Origin of the sequence: Streptomyces rectiverticillatus (genome assembly GCF_013394065.1) — a bacterium.
In the GTDB taxonomy this organism is placed as follows: domain Bacteria; phylum Actinomycetota; class Actinomycetes; order Streptomycetales; family Streptomycetaceae; genus Streptomyces; species Streptomyces rectiverticillatus.
On sequence record NZ_CP040752.1, the window covers coordinates 495,732 to 512,427 of the forward strand.

General features: G+C 73.1%; 13 protein-coding genes. 6 read left to right on the forward strand and 7 right to left on the reverse strand.

All coding sequences use genetic code 11. The features are described 5' to 3' along the window. Nucleotides 1-85 precede the first annotated feature (85 nt). From FGW37_RS01960 to FGW37_RS01990, 7 genes are all read right to left on the reverse strand, one after another. Nucleotides 86-1,456: an aldehyde dehydrogenase family protein gene (locus FGW37_RS01960; protein ID WP_179079447.1), complete on the reverse strand. Its 1,371-nt coding sequence runs from the start codon at nucleotides 1,454-1,456 to the stop codon at nucleotides 86-88. Continuing rightward, the gene (locus FGW37_RS01965; protein WP_179079448.1) at nucleotides 1,453-2,457 is read right to left on the reverse strand and encodes a proline racemase family protein; all 1,005 of its coding nucleotides are present in this window, start codon (nucleotides 2,455-2,457) and stop codon (nucleotides 1,453-1,455) included. The genes FGW37_RS01960 and FGW37_RS01965 overlap by 4 nt, the downstream gene beginning before the upstream one ends. 61 nt (nucleotides 2,458-2,518) lie before the next feature. Continuing rightward, nucleotides 2,519-3,427, reverse strand: coding sequence for a dihydrodipicolinate synthase family protein (locus FGW37_RS01970; protein ID WP_179079449.1), 909 nt, complete (start codon nucleotides 3,425-3,427; stop codon nucleotides 2,519-2,521). A 66-nt stretch (nucleotides 3,428-3,493) separates the two neighbouring features. Continuing rightward, nucleotides 3,494-5,290, reverse strand: coding sequence for an FAD-dependent oxidoreductase (locus FGW37_RS01975; protein ID WP_179079450.1), 1,797 nt, complete (start codon nucleotides 5,288-5,290; stop codon nucleotides 3,494-3,496). Next, the gene (locus FGW37_RS01980; RefSeq protein ID WP_179079451.1) at nucleotides 5,271-5,585 is read right to left on the reverse strand and encodes a (2Fe-2S)-binding protein; all 315 of its coding nucleotides are present in this window, start codon (nucleotides 5,583-5,585) and stop codon (nucleotides 5,271-5,273) included. The genes FGW37_RS01975 and FGW37_RS01980 overlap by 20 nt, the downstream gene beginning before the upstream one ends. 55 nt (nucleotides 5,586-5,640) lie before the next feature. Then, nucleotides 5,641-6,789 carry an NAD(P)/FAD-dependent oxidoreductase gene (locus tag FGW37_RS01985; RefSeq protein ID WP_179079452.1) on the reverse strand — a complete coding sequence of 383 codons (1,149 nt, stop codon included), beginning with the start codon at nucleotides 6,787-6,789 and terminating at the stop codon, nucleotides 5,641-5,643. A gap of 75 nt (nucleotides 6,790-6,864) precedes the next feature. Next, nucleotides 6,865-8,235, reverse strand: coding sequence for an aminopeptidase P family protein (locus FGW37_RS01990; protein WP_179079453.1), 1,371 nt, complete (start codon nucleotides 8,233-8,235; stop codon nucleotides 6,865-6,867). 131 nt (nucleotides 8,236-8,366) lie between these two features. On the opposite strand from FGW37_RS01990, the gene FGW37_RS01995 reads away from it, so the two are divergent. The 6 genes from FGW37_RS01995 to FGW37_RS02020 all read left to right on the forward strand — a co-directional run bounded on the left by FGW37_RS01995 (nucleotide 8,367) and on the right by FGW37_RS02020 (nucleotide 16,670). Then, a complete protein-coding gene (locus tag FGW37_RS01995; protein WP_179079454.1) occupies nucleotides 8,367-10,109 on the forward strand; it encodes an ABC transporter substrate-binding protein in 1,743 nt (580 codons plus the stop codon). Nucleotides 10,110-10,122: 13 nt separating this feature from the next. After that, the gene (locus FGW37_RS02000; protein WP_179079455.1) at nucleotides 10,123-11,055 is read left to right on the forward strand and encodes an ABC transporter permease; all 933 of its coding nucleotides are present in this window, start codon (nucleotides 10,123-10,125) and stop codon (nucleotides 11,053-11,055) included. Next, entirely contained in the window at nucleotides 11,052-12,038 is a 987-nt protein-coding gene (locus FGW37_RS02005; RefSeq protein WP_179079456.1) for an ABC transporter permease, read from the forward strand. The genes FGW37_RS02000 and FGW37_RS02005 overlap by 4 nt, the downstream gene beginning before the upstream one ends. Continuing rightward, nucleotides 12,038-13,072: an ABC transporter ATP-binding protein gene (locus FGW37_RS02010; protein WP_179079457.1), complete on the forward strand. Its 1,035-nt coding sequence runs from the start codon at nucleotides 12,038-12,040 to the stop codon at nucleotides 13,070-13,072. Before FGW37_RS02005 ends, FGW37_RS02010 begins: the two co-directional genes overlap by 1 nt. After that, nucleotides 13,069-14,055 carry an ABC transporter ATP-binding protein gene (locus FGW37_RS02015; RefSeq protein ID WP_179079458.1) on the forward strand — a complete coding sequence of 329 codons (987 nt, stop codon included), beginning with the start codon at nucleotides 13,069-13,071 and terminating at the stop codon, nucleotides 14,053-14,055. The genes FGW37_RS02010 and FGW37_RS02015 overlap by 4 nt, the downstream gene beginning before the upstream one ends. 230 nt (nucleotides 14,056-14,285) lie before the next feature. Then, nucleotides 14,286-16,670, forward strand: coding sequence for a collagenase (locus FGW37_RS02020; protein WP_246430216.1), 2,385 nt, complete (start codon nucleotides 14,286-14,288; stop codon nucleotides 16,668-16,670). Nucleotides 16,671-16,696 lie beyond the last annotated feature (26 nt).

The following is a 16,696-nucleotide window of genomic DNA, read 5'->3' on the forward strand; positions in this document are numbered from 1 at the left end:
GCCGCGTCCGCGGTACGTGCACAGCCGCGCTCCCCGGCTGGTCCGTACCTGGACGGACCAACGAGCGTACAATGTCACATCTTTCTCAGGGAGCGAGGGTGTAGGTCCGGCTGGAGGTGTAGAAGTCCAGCGCCGCGCGGCCCTGCTCGCGCGGCCCGTGCCCGGAGGCTTTCGTGCCGCCGAACGGCAGGTGGAAGTCGACGCCCGTGGAAGGGGCGTTGACGCGGATCATGCCCGTGTCGAGGCCGTCGAGACCGTGCAGCGCCGCTTCGAGCCCGCCGGTGTGGACCGAGGTGACCAGGCCGTACGGAACGGAGTTGCTGATGCGTACGGCGTGCGGCAGGTCGTCCGCGGGCAGCAGGGCGGCGACGGGGGCGAAGACCTCCTCGGTGAGCAGCCGGTGACCGGCCGGGACCTTTTCGGCCACGGTGGGTGCCGCGTACCAGCCGGGGCCCTGCGGAGCGGTGCCGGCGGCCAGGACGGAAGCGCCGGACAGAGCCTGGTCGAAGCCGTCCCGGGCCCGGGCCGAGATGAGGGGGCCGCACACGGTGGCCGGGTCGGCCGGGTCGCCCACGGGCAGGGCGCGCAGGGCTTCGGCGAGGGCCTCGCGCAGGGGGTCGAGGGCCGCGCCGACGGCGATCACCCGGCTGGTGGCCGTGCACTTCTGCCCGGCGTATCCGGCGACGGCCGCGGCGATGTGGGCCGCGGCCCGCCCGATGTCGGCGTCGGGAAGGACGATCGCCGCGTTGAGCCCGCCCGTCTCGGCCTGGACCGGGATGCCCCGGGCGGTGGCGGCGCGGGTGACCACGCTGCCGACGGCGGTGGAGCCGGTGAAGGAGACGGCGTCGGCGGTCGCGAGGACGGCGTTGCCCTCGGTCGCACCGCCGGGCACGACCGTGAACACCGCGGCGGGCACCGCCTGCTGGACGAGCTCGGCCAGACGCAGGGCGCACGCGGTGGCCTCGGGCGCGGGCTTGAGGACGACCGTGTTGCCGGCGGCGAGCGCGGGCGCGGCCTTCCAGGAGGGGATGGCGAAGGGGAAGTTCCAGGGCGTGATGAGGCCGGCGACGCCGTGCGGGCGGCGCCGGGTCAGCAGCAGGCCGGGGCCGCCGGCCGTCTCGTGGACGGCGCCGGTGGGCTCGTAGGGGGCCTGGGCGTAGTACCGCCAGATCGCGGCCGTGCGGGCCACCTCGGCCCGCGCCTCGGCGAGGGGCTTGCCCACCTCGCGCACGGCGAGGGCGGCGAGTTCGCCGGCCGCGGCCTCGACCGCCGCGGCGACGGCGGAGAGCGCGGAGGAGCGGGCTGCGGCACCGGCCTGCAGCCAGCCGGGCTGGGCGGCTCGGGCCTGCTCGACGGCCTCGGCGGCCAGGGAGGCTCCGGAGGCGGGCACGTCGCAGACGACGTCGGACGGGTCGGCCGGGTTGTGCGAAGCGAAGGAGGTCGGGGCGGCGGTCACAGGAGGAAACCTCCGGGGAAGGGGTCGTCCGGGTCGAGGAAGTACTGGGCGGTGCCGGTGATCCAGGCGCGGCCGGTGACGGCGGGCACGACCGCCGGCACTCCGCCGACCTGCGTCTCTCCCACCAGGCGGCCGGTGAACCGCGTGCCGATGAAGGACTCGTTGACGAAGTCGCAATCGAGCGGGAGCGCGCCGCGGGCGTGCAGCTGTGCCATCCGGGCGGAGGTGCCCGTACCGCAGGGGGAACGGTCGAACCAGCCGGGGTGGATGGCCATGGCGTGCCGGGAGTGGCGGGCGTCCGAGCCGGGGGCGGCGAGGTAGACGTGCTTGAGGCCGCTGATCCCGGGGTTTTCGGGGTGGACGGGCCGGTCCGGCGAGGCGTTGACCGCCTCCATGACGGCGAGCCCGGCGGCGAGCAGGTCGTCCTTGCGGGCCCGGTCGAAGGGCAGCCCCAGGGCGTCGAGTTCGACGAAGGCGTAGAAGTTGCCGCCGAAGGCGAGGTCGTAGGTGACCGTCCCGTAGCCGGGGACGTCGGCCTTGCGGCCGAGACCGACGCAGAAGGAGGGCACGTTGACGAGCGTGACGGACTTGGCCGCCCCGTCCTCGACCTGCACGTCGACGGTGATCAGTCCGGACGGGGTGTCGAGGCGCACGGTGGTCACCGGTTCGCTGACCGCCACCATGCCGGTCTCGACGAGCACGGTGGCGACCCCGATGGTGCCGTGCCCGCACATCGGCAGCACCCCGGAGACCTCGATGTAGAGGACCCCGTAGTCGGCGTCGGGCCGGGTGGGGGGCTGCAGGATCGCGCCGCTCATCGAGGCGTGGCCGCGCGGCTCGTACATCAGGAGGGTGCGCAGGTGGTCCATGTGCTCGATGAAGTGGAGCCGGCGCTCGGCCATGGTGGCGCCGGGGATCACGCCGACGCCACCGGTGATGACGCGCGTGGGCATGCCCTCGGTGTGCGAGTCGACGGCATGGAAGACATGACGGGTACGCACGGATGTCCTTTCCCTTCGGCGGGGGGAGGCAGCAGGAAGGAAGGCCCGGAGGCGGGCGGGGTCAGTGGTGCCCGTCGGCTACGGCCTTCTCCGTGGCGGCGCGCACCGCGGCTTCGGTCTCGCCCGTGAGCGGGAGGCGCGGCGGGCGGGTGGGGCCGCCGTGGTGGCCGGTGATGTCCATGGAGAGCTTGATGGCCTGCACGAACTCGGTCTTGGAGTCCCAGCGCAGGAGCGGGTGCAGCGAGCGGTAGAGGGGCAGTGCCGTTCGGAGGTCCCCGGCGACGGCGGCGCGGTAGAGCGCGGCGCAGGTGGTGGGGAAGGCGTTGGGGTATCCGGCGATCCAGCCGACGGCGCCGGCTGCGGCGAGTTCGAGGAGGACGTCGTCCGCGCCGATCAGCAGGTCGAGCTCGGGGGCGAGTTCGGCGATCTCGTAGGCGCGCCGTACGTCGCCGGTGAACTCCTTGACGGCCACGATGCTGCCGTCGGCGTGCAGCCGGGCCAGCAGGGCCGGGGTCAGGTCGACCTTCGTGTCGATGGGGTTGTTGTAGGCGACGACCGGTATCCCGGCCGCGGCGACCTCCGTGTAGTGGGCGCGGACGGCCTGTTCGCCGGCGCGGTAGGCGTTCGGCGGCAGCAGCAGGACGGAGCCGCAGCCCGCTTCGGCGGCCTGCTCGGCCCAGTGGCGCGCCTCGGCGCTGCCGTACGCGGCGACTCCGGGCATCACCCGCGCCCCGTCCCCGGCCGCCTCGACGGCGGTGCGCACGACGCGGGCGCGCTCCTGCGGGGTGAGGGTCTGGTATTCGCCGAGGGAGCCGTTGGGGACGACTCCGTCGCACCCGTTCTCGATGAGCCTGCGGACGTGTTCGGCGTAGGCGTCGTAGTCGACGGAGAGGTCCGCGCGCAGCGGGAGGGCGGTGGCGACCATGATGCCGCGCCAGGGGCGGTCGGGGGTCCAGGAGGAGGCGGTCATACCGGTAACCCTTCTATGGCGTTCTACGGCGTGGGACATGTGGGTGAGCGCGGGTGGGGCGGTGGTTCAGGCGTCTCCGGGTTCCCCGGGCCCGGCGGCGAGGGAGCCCAGCGGTACGGGCACGGCGAGCGGCCTGCGCTCGGCGGACGGCGGTACGGTCCCCTGCTCGGTACCGGACGCCGCGAGGCAGGCCACGGCCGCGCCGCACATCCGGCCCTGGCACCAGCCCATGCCGGCCCGGGTGAGGAGCTTGACGGTCCGGGCGTCCCGGGCGCCGAGGTCGGTGACGGCCTCGCGGATGCTTCCGGCGGTCACCTCCTCGCAGCGGCAGACGTCGGTGCCGTTGTCGAGCCATGCGGTCCAGCCGGGGCCGGGTGCGTGGGCGGCGGCCATGGCTTCGGCGAAGGCGCGCATGCGGTCGCGGCGCCGGGCCAGGTCCCGTACGCGCCGGCTCCGGGTGAGCGCGGGGAGCGCCCGCAGCCGGGCGGCCACCGCGATGCCCGCCAGCTCGCCCTCGACGCGGGCGAGTTGCCAGCCTCCGGTCCCGCCGGCCTCGCCGGCGGCCCACAGGCCGGGCACCGAGGTCTCCTGGAGGCCGTCCAGGACGAGTGCGTGCGTGCCGTCGGGCATACGGCGGGTCGCGCAGCCGAGGGCGGTGGCCGGCTCGGTCTGCGGTGCGAGCCCGTGGCCCACGGCCAGGGCGTCGCAGGCGATGCGGCGGCCCGTGCCGGGCACGGGGCGCCAGTCGCGGTCGAGCCGGGAGACGGTGACGGCCTCGACGCGGTCGGTGCCGTGCACCTCGGTGACCGCGCTGCGGGTGTGCAGCGGGATGCGGTGGCGCAGGAGTGCCGTGCCGTGGACGGCGGCTTCGAGGAGCTTGTGGGGGTTGGCCGCCAGGGCGCCCGGCCGGCGGGCGTAGGCGAGGTAGCCGGACGCCTCGGCCACCGCGGGGACGCGGGCGCCGGCGGCGGCGAGCGAGGAGGCGACGGCGAGCAGGAGCGGACCGCTGCCCGCGACGACGATCCGCTGTCCGGGCAGGACGAGCCCGGACTTCAGCATGGCCTGGGCACCACCGGCGCCGACGACGCCGGGCAGGGTCCAGCCGGGGAAGGGAAGTTGACGCTCGTAGGCACCGGTGGCGAAGAGCACGGCGCGGGCGTGCAGGCACACGGGGCGCTCGCGTACGCCGGTGAAGCCCGCGTGGGGGCGGCCTTCACGGTCGCTGCCGGTGCCGGCGCCGCCGGAGCTGCCGCCGGCAAGGGCACTTCGGCTGCCCGCGTCCGTACCGCCCACGTACCCGCCGGGGGTGCCCCGGCCCGCGCCGCCGTCGGTGGCCGTGCGGCCGTGACTGCCGTCCGCAACGGCACCTCGACCGCCGAGGCCCGTGTCACCCGCGGACCCGCCGCGAGAGCCCCCGCCCACGCCGCTGCCGATGTCCGTGCCGCCTCGGCCGGCGCCGCCGTGGCTGCCGTGGCTGCCGTGGCTGCCGTGGCCTGCAAGGCTGTCGCCCTCGCGACCGGTGCCCACGCCATCGTCCACGTCGGCGAGCGCGTGCACGCTCCACACTTCCTCGTCCAGTCGCGTCACGGCCCACACATGGTGTCCGGCCAAGTGCGTGGCGCCGCTCGCCTCGAAGCGCCCCCGCAGCTCGGTGAAGGCGGCCCAGTCGTGGTGCAGGGCCTGCGGGCGCGCGGCGCCCAGGCCCGGCGCGGGGTGGCGGAAGTACTGGCCGCCCACCTGTGCGGCGGCGTCCAGGACGGCGACGGACAGGCCGAGCCGGGCAGCGGTGGCCGCTCCGGCGAGCCCGGCGGGTCCCGCGCCGATCACGGCGAGGTCGTACGGTTCAGACGGCGAGCCCGGCACGGCCGTGTCCTTCCTGGGTGGTGATCGCGTCCCCGGGCCGGGCGGGCACCAGGCAGGCCCGGCGGTTGGGCTCGCCGTTGACGGTGGCGAGGCAGTCGTAGCACTGCCCGATGCCGCAGAAGGCCCCGCGCGGGCGGCCGCCGTACCGGGTGGTGCGCCAGGCGAGGATGCCGGCCGCCCACAGGGCGGCGGCCACGGACTGGCCGGGCAGGGCGGTGACCGTACGGCCGTCGAAGGTGATGTCGAAGGGCGGGTCGGGCTCCGCCCTGACCAGGTCGGCGGGGGTACGGGCCACGTGCGGGCCTCCTCTCGGGACGGTTCGGGGCGTCGGGCGGACGCGGGGCGGGGGTTCAGGCGGCCGGGGCGAAGCGGCCGGGGTGGAACGGGCCGAGGTCGAGCGGGGGTTCGCCGCCCGTCAGCTGCCGGGCGACGGCCAGGCCGGTGGCGGGGGCGAGCCCGATTCCCGCGCCTTCGTGGCCGCAGGCGTGCAGCAGTCCGGGGACGCGGGGGTCGGGGCCGACGGCGGGCAGGTGGTCGGGCAGGTACGGGCGGAATCCGGCGTACGTGCGCATGGCCCGCACCCCGGCCAGGACCGGGAACAGGGCCGTGGCCTGGGCGGCGAGGCGCCGGAGCACCTCCACCGACAGGGTGCGGTCGAAGCCGACCCGTTCGCGGCTGGCGCCGATCAGGACCGGGCCCGCCGGGGTGCCCTCGACCACCGCGGAGGTCTGCAGCGCCGCCGAGCCGCTGGCCACGTCGGAGACGTAGTCGGCCGCGTAGACCTTGTGCCGCACCACGCGCGGCAGCGGTTCGGTGACGAGCACGAAGCCCCGCCGGGGCAGTACGGGCAGGTGCGCGCCGGCGAGCCGGGCCACCTCGCCGCCCCAGGTGCCGGCGGCGTTGACGACAAAGGGGGCGTGCAGCTCGCCGGCCGCCGTACGCACGCCCCGCACCCGGCCGTTCGTGCCGGTGAGGACGGCGGTGACCTCCTCTCCGGTACGCACCCGGGCGCCGGATGCGCGCAGCAGGTGGGCGGCGGCGAGGGCGGGCTGCACCTGGGCGTCCTGCGGATAGCGGAAGCCGCCTCCGAGGCCGGGGGCCAAGTGCGGCTCCACGTCGTGCAGCCGGTCGGCCGGGATCTCCTCGGCCGTGACGCCCGCCCCTGCCTGGGCGGCGGCGAACTTCCGCAGCGCGGCCATGGCGGAGGCGTCGGAGGCGACGACGAGGCCGCCCTTGGCCTCGTACTCGATCCTGGCCGGGAGCTCTTGGGCCAGCTCGCGCCACAACCACGTGGAGAGCAAGGCCAGTTCGAGCTCCGGGCCGGGTTCCTTGTCGGAGACCAGGAGGTTTCCCTCTCCGGCGCCCGTGGTCCCGCCGGCGACGGGACCACGGTCGACCACGGTGACGGAGAGGCCGCCGCGGGCGGCGTAGTAGGCGCAGGCGGCGCCGACCACACCCGCTCCGACGACGATGACGTCCGAGGAGTTGGAGTTGCTCATGAGCACGTCAGTAATATTTCACATTGCACTGCGTGCTGCCAAGAGCCGGTCCGGACCTTGTGGTTGACGATTCCCCTATCCCCCGAGGAGTTCGCCCATCCACGCCTCGACCGCGTCGGGCGTACGGGGCAGCGCGTGCGACATCAGCCGGGCCCCGTCGGCGGTGATGACCAGGTCGTCCTCGATCCGCACGCCGATGCCGCGCAGTTCGGCCGGCAGCGTCTCGTCGTCGGGCTGGAGGTAGAGCCCGGGCTCGACGGTGAGGACCTGCCCCTCCTCCAGGACGCCGTCGAGGTAGGCGTCCGCCCGCGCCTGGGCGCAGTCGTGGACGTCCAGGCCGAGCATGTGGCCGCTGCTGCACAGGGTGTACCGGCGGTGGAAGTCGCCCTCGGCGCTCTTGAGCACGCCCCACTCGGCGAGCCCCTCGGCGATGACCCGCATGCCGGCCCGGTGGAAGTCACGGAAGCTCGCCCCCGGCTTGAGGGCGGCCATGCCCGCGTCCTGAGCGGCGAGGACGAGTTCGTAGACCTGCCGCTGGACGGGTGAGAAGCGTCCGGACAGCGGCAGGGTGCGGGTGATGTCGGAGGTGTAGAGGGTGTCGGTCTCCACGCCGGCGTCCAGCAGGAGGAGTTCGCGGGGGTCGAGCCGGCCGTCGTTGCGTATCCAGTGCAGGACGCACGCGTGCGCGCCGGAGGCCGCGATGGTCTCGTAGCCCGGGCCGTTGCCCTCGGCGCGGGCGCGCAGGCCGAAGACGCCCTCGATCCACCGCTCACCGCGCGGGTGGGCGAGGGCGCGGGGCAGCGCCCGCACGACGTCCTCGAAGCCGGCGGCGGTGTGGTCCACGGCCAGTTGCAGCTGCTCGACCTCCCACGCGTCCTTGACCAGGCGCAGCTCACTCAGGGCGGCGGCGAGTTCGCCGTCGCCGGACGCGTCGCGGCCCGGCGGCAGCCGGTCGTGGTCCTCCCGGTGCACGCAGCGGATGCCGGTCATGCGCTCGGCCTCGGCGAGGTCGGGGCGGCGGCCGACCCAGAACTCACCGTAGCGCCGGTCACGGTAGAACTCCTCGCCGGTGCGCGGCGACCGCGGCCGCACGTACAGCACCGCCTCGTGCCGGTGCGGGCCGTCGGGCTCCAGGACCAGCACGTGACCGGCCTGGTCCTCGCCGGTCAGCCCGGTCAGCCAGGCGTAGGCGCTGTGCGGGCGGAAGCGGTAGTCGCAGTCGTTGGAGCGGACCTTGAACTCGCCCGCGGGCACGATCAGCCGCTCGCCGGGAAAGCGCGCCGACAGCTTCGCGCGGCGCGCCGCGGCGAGGTCCGCCACGGGCAGCCGGATGTCGGCGGGCAGCGGCGTCGCCGCCCAGCCGTTCGCCATGAATTGCGCGAACTCCGCTGAAACGGGCAGGTCATGACTTACCGTCCGCGGTGCCGCGGTCGTCGGCTCGTTCATGAAGACTCCTCCTGGGACACAGGTGGGTAACAGAGCGACTGACACCTTGTCAGTGCAATTTCACATTACTATGTTACGGGTCACATTTCAGCCAGCGCCCGGCTGTTCGACTGTTCACGGAGTGACCACTGATGAACAAGCGCACGTGTACTGCCCTGGCCACGGTGGTGGTTGCCACCTTCGCCCTCGGGGCGACCGGCTGTTCCGGCGGGAAGAAGTCAGCCGACAGGGGAGCCGGGAACCCCGTCGCCGCCCAGGAAGGCGCGGTGATCGGCGGCACTCCGCAGAAGGGCGGCACCCTCACGGTGCTGTCCAACCAGGACTTCACGCACCTCGACCCGGCCCGCAACTGGGTCATGAGCGACATGGACTTCGGGACCCGGCTGCTCTACCGCACCCTGGTGACGTACAAGGCCGCGCCCGGAGCGCAGGGCGGTCAGCTGGTCCCCGACCTCGCCACCGACCTCGGCACCCCGTCGAACGACGCCAGGACCTGGACTTTCCACCTCAAGCAGGGTGTGGCATACGAGGACGGCTCGCCCGTCACCGCACAGGACGTCAAGTACAACGTGGAGCGGTCCTTCTCCCCCGACCTGCCCGGCGGCGCCGACTACGCGGCGCGCTACCTCGCCGGCGCCGAGGGCTACCGGGGCCCCGCCGGGGGAAAGCACCTGGACTCGGTCAGGACGCCGGACGACCGCACCATCGTCTTCGAACTGCGCAAGCCCTTCGCGGAGTTCCCCTACGCCACGGTGATGCCGACGTTCGCGCCCGTACCGCAGGCGCGGGACAAGGGCCCGCAGTACGACAACCGGCCCTTCTCCTCCGGCCCCTACAAGATCGACTCCTACGACCGGAACAAGAAGCTCGTCCTCGTACGCAACGACAAGTGGGACCCCAAAACGGACGAGGTCCGCAAGGCCTACCCCGACAAGCTGGTCGTCCTCATGGGGCTCAAGGCGAACCAGATCGACGACCGCATGATCGCCGCCCAGGGCGCCGACGCCTCCGCCGTCCCCTGGTACGCCCTGCGGCCGGAGAGCGCGGCCAAGGTGCTGCCCGACGCCCGGGTCAGACAGCGGCTGCTCGCCGAGTCCCAGAACTGCACGGACATGGTCCAGATGCACACCGGCCGGGCCCCCTTCGACGACGTCAGGGTCCGCCGGGCCGTGCAGTACGCCCTCGACCGGGACGCCGTCCTGACCGCCTCCGGCGGCCCCGCCTTCAACGACCCGTCGACCGCCTACATGCCGGCCTCGCTCTTCGGCGGCAAGCAGCCCGACACCCTGAAGATCCCCGTCGCCGGCGACGTCGGGAAGGCGAAGCAGCTGCTGAAGGAGGCCGGCAAGCCGGACGGCCTCTCCACCAAGTTGACCGTATCGTCCGGCGACAAGGGCCGGGCCGAGGCGATACAGCAGTCCCTCGCCAAGGCCGGCATCAAGGTCACCATCGAGACCGTGGACCCGTCCGCGTTCTACGCCACCATCGGCGACACCAAGAACCGCACCGACATGGTCTACACCGGCTGGTGCCCGGACTACCCCTCGGGCTCGACCTTCCTGCCCTTCGTCTTCGACGGCCGCTTCATCAAGGAGAGGGGCAACTCCGGCAACCACTCCCTCTTCCGCGACGAGGCGACGATGAAGCGCATGGACGAGATCGCCGCCATGACCGACACCAAGCAGGCCGCCCGGGCGTGGCAGGAGATGGACGGTGAGATCCTCGCCCAGGCCCCGGCCGTGCCGGTGCTGGTCCGGCGGTGGCCGCTGGTCCTCGGCACCAACATCGCCGGGGCGTACGGGCACACCTCCTTCGGCGGCCAGCTCGACTACGCCACCGTCGGTCTCAAGGACCCCGCCAAGAGCCAGGGCTGAGGGGCGGCACGCCATGACCGTCACCGCACCCTCCGCTCACGCCCGTACCGGCAGCGGCCCCTGGCAGCTCGCCCGCGCCGAACTGCGCCGCCGCACCGCCGTCAAGATCTCCCTCGCCGTCGTCGCGCTCTTCCTGCTGATGGCGGCGGGCGCCCCGCTGCTGAGCTCACTCGCCGGCTGGTCGCCCGAGGAGTTCGACAAGACCGCCGTCGACCCCTACCTCGGCGGCCGGCCCCTCGGCCCGCTGGGCGGGATCTCCGCCGACCACTGGCTCGGCGTCGAACCCGTCACCGGCCGCGACCTGTTCGCCCGGGTCGTGCACGGCGCCCAGGTGTCACTGCTGATCGCCCTCACCGCCACCGCGATCGTCGTGCTCGCCGGGACGGCGGCGGGCATCACGGCGGGCTACTTCGGCGGCCGCACCGACGCCGTGCTCTCCCGCCTGATGGACCTCACCATGTCCTTCCCCTCCCTCATCTTCATGATCGCGATGATGTCGGTGGCCAAGGACGTCAACCGCATCCTGCTGATGACCGCCGTCATCGGCCTCTTCGGCTGGCCCGGCGTCGCCCGCGTCGTACGCGGCCAGACCCTCTCGCTCCGGCACCGCGAGTACGTCGACGCCGCGCGCGTCGGCGGCTCCGGGCCCTGGCGCATCCTCACCCGCGACATCCTCCCCGGCGTCGCCGGGCCCGTCATCGCCTACACCACCCTCATCGTCCCCGGCATGATCGCCACCGAGGCGGCCCTGAGCTACCTGGGCGTCGGCGTCCGCCCGCCCACCCCCTCCTGGGGCCAGATGATCGCCGAGAGCGTCGCCTTCTACGACACGGACCCCATGTACTTCGTCATCCCGAGCACCTGCCTGTTCCTGACCGTCCTCGCCTTCACCCTGCTCGGCGACGCGCTGCGCGACGTCCTCGACCCGAGGAGCGGCCGGACATGACCCTCTACCTCGGCCGCCGCCTGCTCGCCGTCGCCGGCGTGCTCGTCGCCATCGCCGCCGTCACCTTCACCATCTTCTACGTGCTGCCCTCCGACCCCGCGGCCGCCGCCTGCGGCAAGTCCTGCAGCGCCGACCGCCTGGAGGCCATCCGCGCCCACATGGGCCTGGACCGGCCGCTGTGGCGGCAGTTCGCGGACTTCGTCACCGGCATCTTCACCGGCCGCACCATGGGCAGCGGCCGGTACGCCCTGCACTGCGCCTTCCCCTGCCTCGGCTACTCCTACGAGAACTCCGAGGCCGTCTGGGACCTGCTGACGGACCGCCTGCCGGTCTCCGCCTCCCTGGCACTGGGCGCGGCCGTGCTGTGGCTTGCGCTCGGCCTGAGCGCCGGCGTCACCGCGGCCCTGCGCAAGGACACCCTCACCGACCGCGCCCTGATGGTCGGCGCCGTCGCCGCGGCCTCGCTGCCCGTCTACTTCACCTCGATGATGCTGATCTACGGCCTGATCCGGACGGCCGGGCTGCTGCCGTACCCGCAGTACGTGCCCCTCGGCGACGACCCCCTGCGCTGGGCGTCCAACCTGCTCCTGCCCTGGCTGGCGCTGGCCGTGCTGTACGCCGCCATGTACGCCCGCCAGAGCCGCAGTTCGATGATCGAGACGATGGCGGAGCCGTATATCCGCACCGCCCGCGCCAAGGGACTGCCGCGCCGCACCGTCGTCGTCAAACACGGGCTGCGGGCCGGCATGACACCGATCCTCACCCTCTTCGGCATGGACCTGGGCGGGCTGCTCGCGGGCGCCGTCATCACCGAGTCGATCTTCGGGCTCCCGGGGATCGGGCGGCTCTTCTACGGCGCGCTGTCCACCGGCGACCAGCCGGTCATCCTCGGCGTCACGCTGATGGCGGCCGCCTTCATCGTCGTCGCCAACCTGGTCGTCGACCTGCTCTACGCCGTCGTCGACCCGCGAGTGAGGTACTGATGGCCGTCCCAGCCGTTTCACAGGAACAGCCCTTGCTGTCCGTCACGGACCTGACCGTCACCTTCCCCACCCGGCACGGGGACGTACGGGCCGTGGACTCCCTGAGCTTCGCGGTGCGCCGCGGGCAGACCCTCGGCATCGTCGGCGAGTCCGGCTCCGGCAAGTCCGTCACGTCCCTGGCCGTGATGGGGCTGCACACCGGCGCCCGGGTCACCGGCTCCATCGCCCTCGACGGCCGCGAGCTGACCGGCCTGCCCGAGCGCGAGCTGAACCGGCTGCGCGGCCGCCGCATGGCGATGATCTTCCAGGACCCGCTCTCCAGCCTCCACCCCTACTACACGGTCGGCGAGCAGATCGCCGAACACCACCGGGTCCACTTCGGCTCCCGCAGGGCGGCGGCCCGCAGACGGGCCGTAGAGATGCTCGCCGAGGTCGGCATCCCCGAGCCCGCGCGGCGGGCCGGTGAGCACCCGCACCAGTTCTCCGGGGGCATGCGCCAGCGCGTGATGATCGCCATGGCCCTCGCCTGCGAGCCCGACCTGCTGATCGCGGACGAGCCGACCACCGCCCTCGACGTCACCGTCCAGGCGCAGATCCTGGAGCTGATCGCCCGCCTGCAGGAACAGCGCGGACTCGCCGTCGTCATGATCACGCACGACCTCGGCGTCGTCGCCCGCGTCGCCCGCGAGGTGCTCGTGATGTACGGCGGCCGGGCGGCCGAACAGGCCCCGGTCGACATGCTGTTCGCTGACCCCGGCCACCCCTACACCCGCGGGCTGCTCGACTCGCTCCCCCGCCTCGACGACGGCGACGACGCACCCCTGCGGGCCATCCCCGGCAGCCCGCCCTCGCTGCTGGACCCGGCTCCGGGCTGCGCCTTCGCACCGCGCTGCCCGCGCGCGGCCGCGGCGGCTCCCGGCGAACGCGAGCGCTGCGCAGCGACCCGGCCCGGGCTCCGGCCCTCCAGGGGCCATCTGGTCTCCTGCCACCTGTCCCTGCACACCGCCACCCACGTGCCGGGAGGCACCCGATGACCGCCGGCACCGCACCCCTGCTGTCCGTACGGGACGTGACCATGACCTTCCCGGGCAAGCGGGGCCGCGCGGCGCCCGTCCGGGCCGTCGACGGCGTCTCCTTCGACCTGGCGGCGGGCGAGACCCTGGGCCTGGTGGGCGAGTCCGGCTGCGGCAAGTCCACCACCGGCCGCATGATCGTACGGCTCCTGGAGCCGACCGCGGGGTCGATCACCTACGACGGCCGCGACATCAGCCGGCTCGGCAGGCGCGAGCTCAAGCCGCTGCGCAAGGACCTGCAGATGGTCTTCCAGGACCCGCACTCCTCCCTCAACCCGCGCCAGACGGTCGCCCGCATCATCGCCGACCCGCTGCTGGTGCAGGGCGTGCCGGCGGCCGCGGCGCGTAAGCGGGCGGCGGAGCTGATGGAGCTGGTCGGGCTCATCCCCGAGCACATCGACCGCTATCCGCACGAGTTCTCCGGCGGGCAGGCGCAGCGCATCGGCATCGCCCGCGCGCTGGCCACCGGGCCCCGCCTGATCGTCGCCGACGAACCGGTCTCGGCCCTGGACGTCTCCGTACAGGCCCAGATCGTCAATCTGATGGAGCGGCTCCAGCGTGAACTCGGGCTCGCCTACCTCTTCATCGCCCACGACCTGTCGGTGGTGAAGCGGGTGTGCGACCGGGTGGCCGTGATGTACCTGGGGCGGATCGTCGAAGTCGGCGCCAAGGAGCGCGTGTACGCGGCCCCGGCCCACCCGTACACGCAGGCCCTGCTGTCGGCGGTGCCGCTGCCGGACCCGGCCGCCGAGCGGACGCGCGAGCGGATCACCCTGCTCGGCGACCCCCCGAGCCCGGCGGCGCCCCCGCCCGGCTGCACGTTCCACCCGCGCTGTCCCAAGGCGCAGGAGATCTGCCGGACCGAGGTGCCACTGCTGCGGGTCGCCGCGCCGGGCGAAGCGCGTGAAGTGGCCTGCCACTTCGCCCTCGCGCACAACTCGTAGCGCCTGAGGGGTTGTCAGTACCATTTCACATTACTACGTTACGCATGACATGGCGCAGCAGCAGTCCCCCACGTGCCGCCTGTCAGACGGCAGTTGAATCGCGCCTTGCGCCACGGTTCTCGCTGCTTCGCTGTTTCGCTCTTCCGCTGTTTTCACTGTTTTCGCTTTGCCGCGCGCACGCCCTCACTTCACGTGCGCGCGGCAACACACCTCCCACACAGGAGTCATCGGTGTCCCACTCCAGATCGCTGCGCAGATCGCTGCGCGCATCCCTACTCACCACCGCCATAGCAACGGCGCTCTGCGCCACCGTCGTCCAGCCCGTTCACGCGGACTCCCCCTCACCCTCGCCTGCGCCCAAGCCGTCCTCCGCCGCGTCCGCCCCGGCGCCGACGGCGGGCGTGCGGCAGGACACCCCCACGCCCAACCCCTTCGACGAGGTCACCCGGCTCGCCGACGCCCCCGAGCCGGCCACCGCCAAGCCCACCGCCCCCGGAGGCCTCGCGGAAGGCCGCATTCCCGGCGCTCTCACCGCCAAGCCGAAGCCCACGGCCGTACCGCCCCGCGCCACCCTCGGCGGAACCTCCGTGCCGTGCACGCTCGACGGCATCACGCGCCTCGCGCCCGAGCAGTTCGCCGACTTCCTCGCCGACCGGGCCGTCACCGCCGACGGCTGCCTGCGCACGCTCATCTGGACCTGGGACCAGCGGCTGGTCCCGGTCATGTCGAGGCCGCACGTCCAGGCGGTCTCCCGCCGGATCGAGAGCCTGGCCGCGGCGCACGACGGCAAGAACAACAGCCACCTGCTGGAGATGTTCACCTACCTCCATGCCGTCGCCTACCACGACTTCTCCCGCAGCGAGATCGACCTCACCGACGCGCCGACCGTCGAGGCCGTGCGCCGCGCGGTGTCCGCCTTCGGCGTCGCCTCGCGCACCTTCGACGCGACCCGCACCAACGCCGAGACCCTGCGCGAAGCGCTCTACGCGGCCAGTGCCCCGGGCCTGCGCCACCACCAGCTGCCGCTCATCAAGCGCGTCCTCGCCACCATGGACGCCGCGCACCCCGGCACCGCCAAGGACACCGCCTGGGCCGGAGCCGCGCTCGCCGCGCTCTCCCTCAACTACCTGGGCGTCTACCCGGGCAACCACGACACCGCCTTCCACGCCGCCGTCACGGCCGACGCCTCCTACCGCGCGGCCTTCAAGGCCTTCGCCGGCTACACCCACCTCAAGGGCACGTCCAACGCCTGGGTGGTGCGCGACGGCGTCGGGGAGTACGGGCGGATGGGCCAGATCGACGCGCTCAGGAGCCGGATCACCGCCGACCTCGGCGGGCTGCTGGCCACCACGACCGGCAACTTCGGCGAGGGCAGCGAGCCCTGGGCCAAGGTCGTCACCTGGCTGATCGAGTTCGACGCCTGCAAGCAGTACGGGGTGTGCAAGGCCGACATCGAGCGCCGCATCTTCCCCTCCACCTACACGTACGACAACGGCGCCATCAAGGTCCGCACGGCCCTGCCCCGCGCCACCGTCGACCGCCTCTACTACGCGAGCAAGCAGGTCAAGGCCCAGTTCCACCGGGTCCTGGGCACCGAGCAGCCGCTGGCGGGCGACACCAACACCACGCTCAACATCGTGCTGTACGCCTCCCGCGCCGACTACGAGGTCTACCACCCGCTGCTGACCGGCATGGGCACCAACAACGGCGGCATCTACATCGAGAACGGCGCCACCTTCTACACGTACGAGCGGCGCGTCCCCCAGGACTCCACGCTCACGCTCGAGGAGCTCTTCCGGCACGAGTACACGCACTACCTCAACGGCCGCTGGGCCGTCCCCGGCCTCTTCGGCGAGGGCCCCTGGTACCAGGGCGACCGCACCACCGCCATGGACGAGGGCACGGCCGAGTTCTTCGACGGCGCCACCCGGGGCGAGGGCATCAAGGTCCGCAAGTCCCTCGTCCAGAGCATCATCAACGACACGGCGGGCGGCACCAAGCCGCGCATGAGCGTGTACGAGCTGCTGCACGCGGAGTACGACCGGGACGGCTTCCGCTTCTACTCCTACGCCGGCACGTTCTTCGAGTTCCTGTGGGCCGAGCGCCCCTCGCTGCTCAAGGAGATGTACGACCGGCTCCGCGCGAACGACGTCGCGGGCTTCGACGCCTGGCGCGACCGGCTCGGCCGGGACACGGGCCTGCAGCGCGCGTACGACACCTTCCTCGACCAGCAGATCGCCAAGGTCAAGGACCTGTACGTGCCGAACACCTCGTTCACACCCGTCGGCGGGCTGGACGCCGGCCACCCCGCCACGGTCCGCGCCTCCTTCAAGGCCACCACCGGCATCACGCCCGAATGCCGCACCAACGAGGCCCCGGAGCGCCCCCGCTTCACCTGCACCGGCCGCGTCACCGCCAACCTGAGCAGCCCGGGCAGCCCCGACCTGGTCTTCAAGGACATGTCCGGGACGGTCGACTACTTCATCCTCGACCGCACGAAGAAGGGCACCAACAACTTCGCCGACATGAACTGTTCCTTCGGAAAGGTCGACCTCTGGCCGGACCGCCCCGCGGGAACGGCGGACTTCACCTGCGAAGGGCCGCTGAGGGGCTGATTCCACGCGGCTTCGGGCCCGTCCAC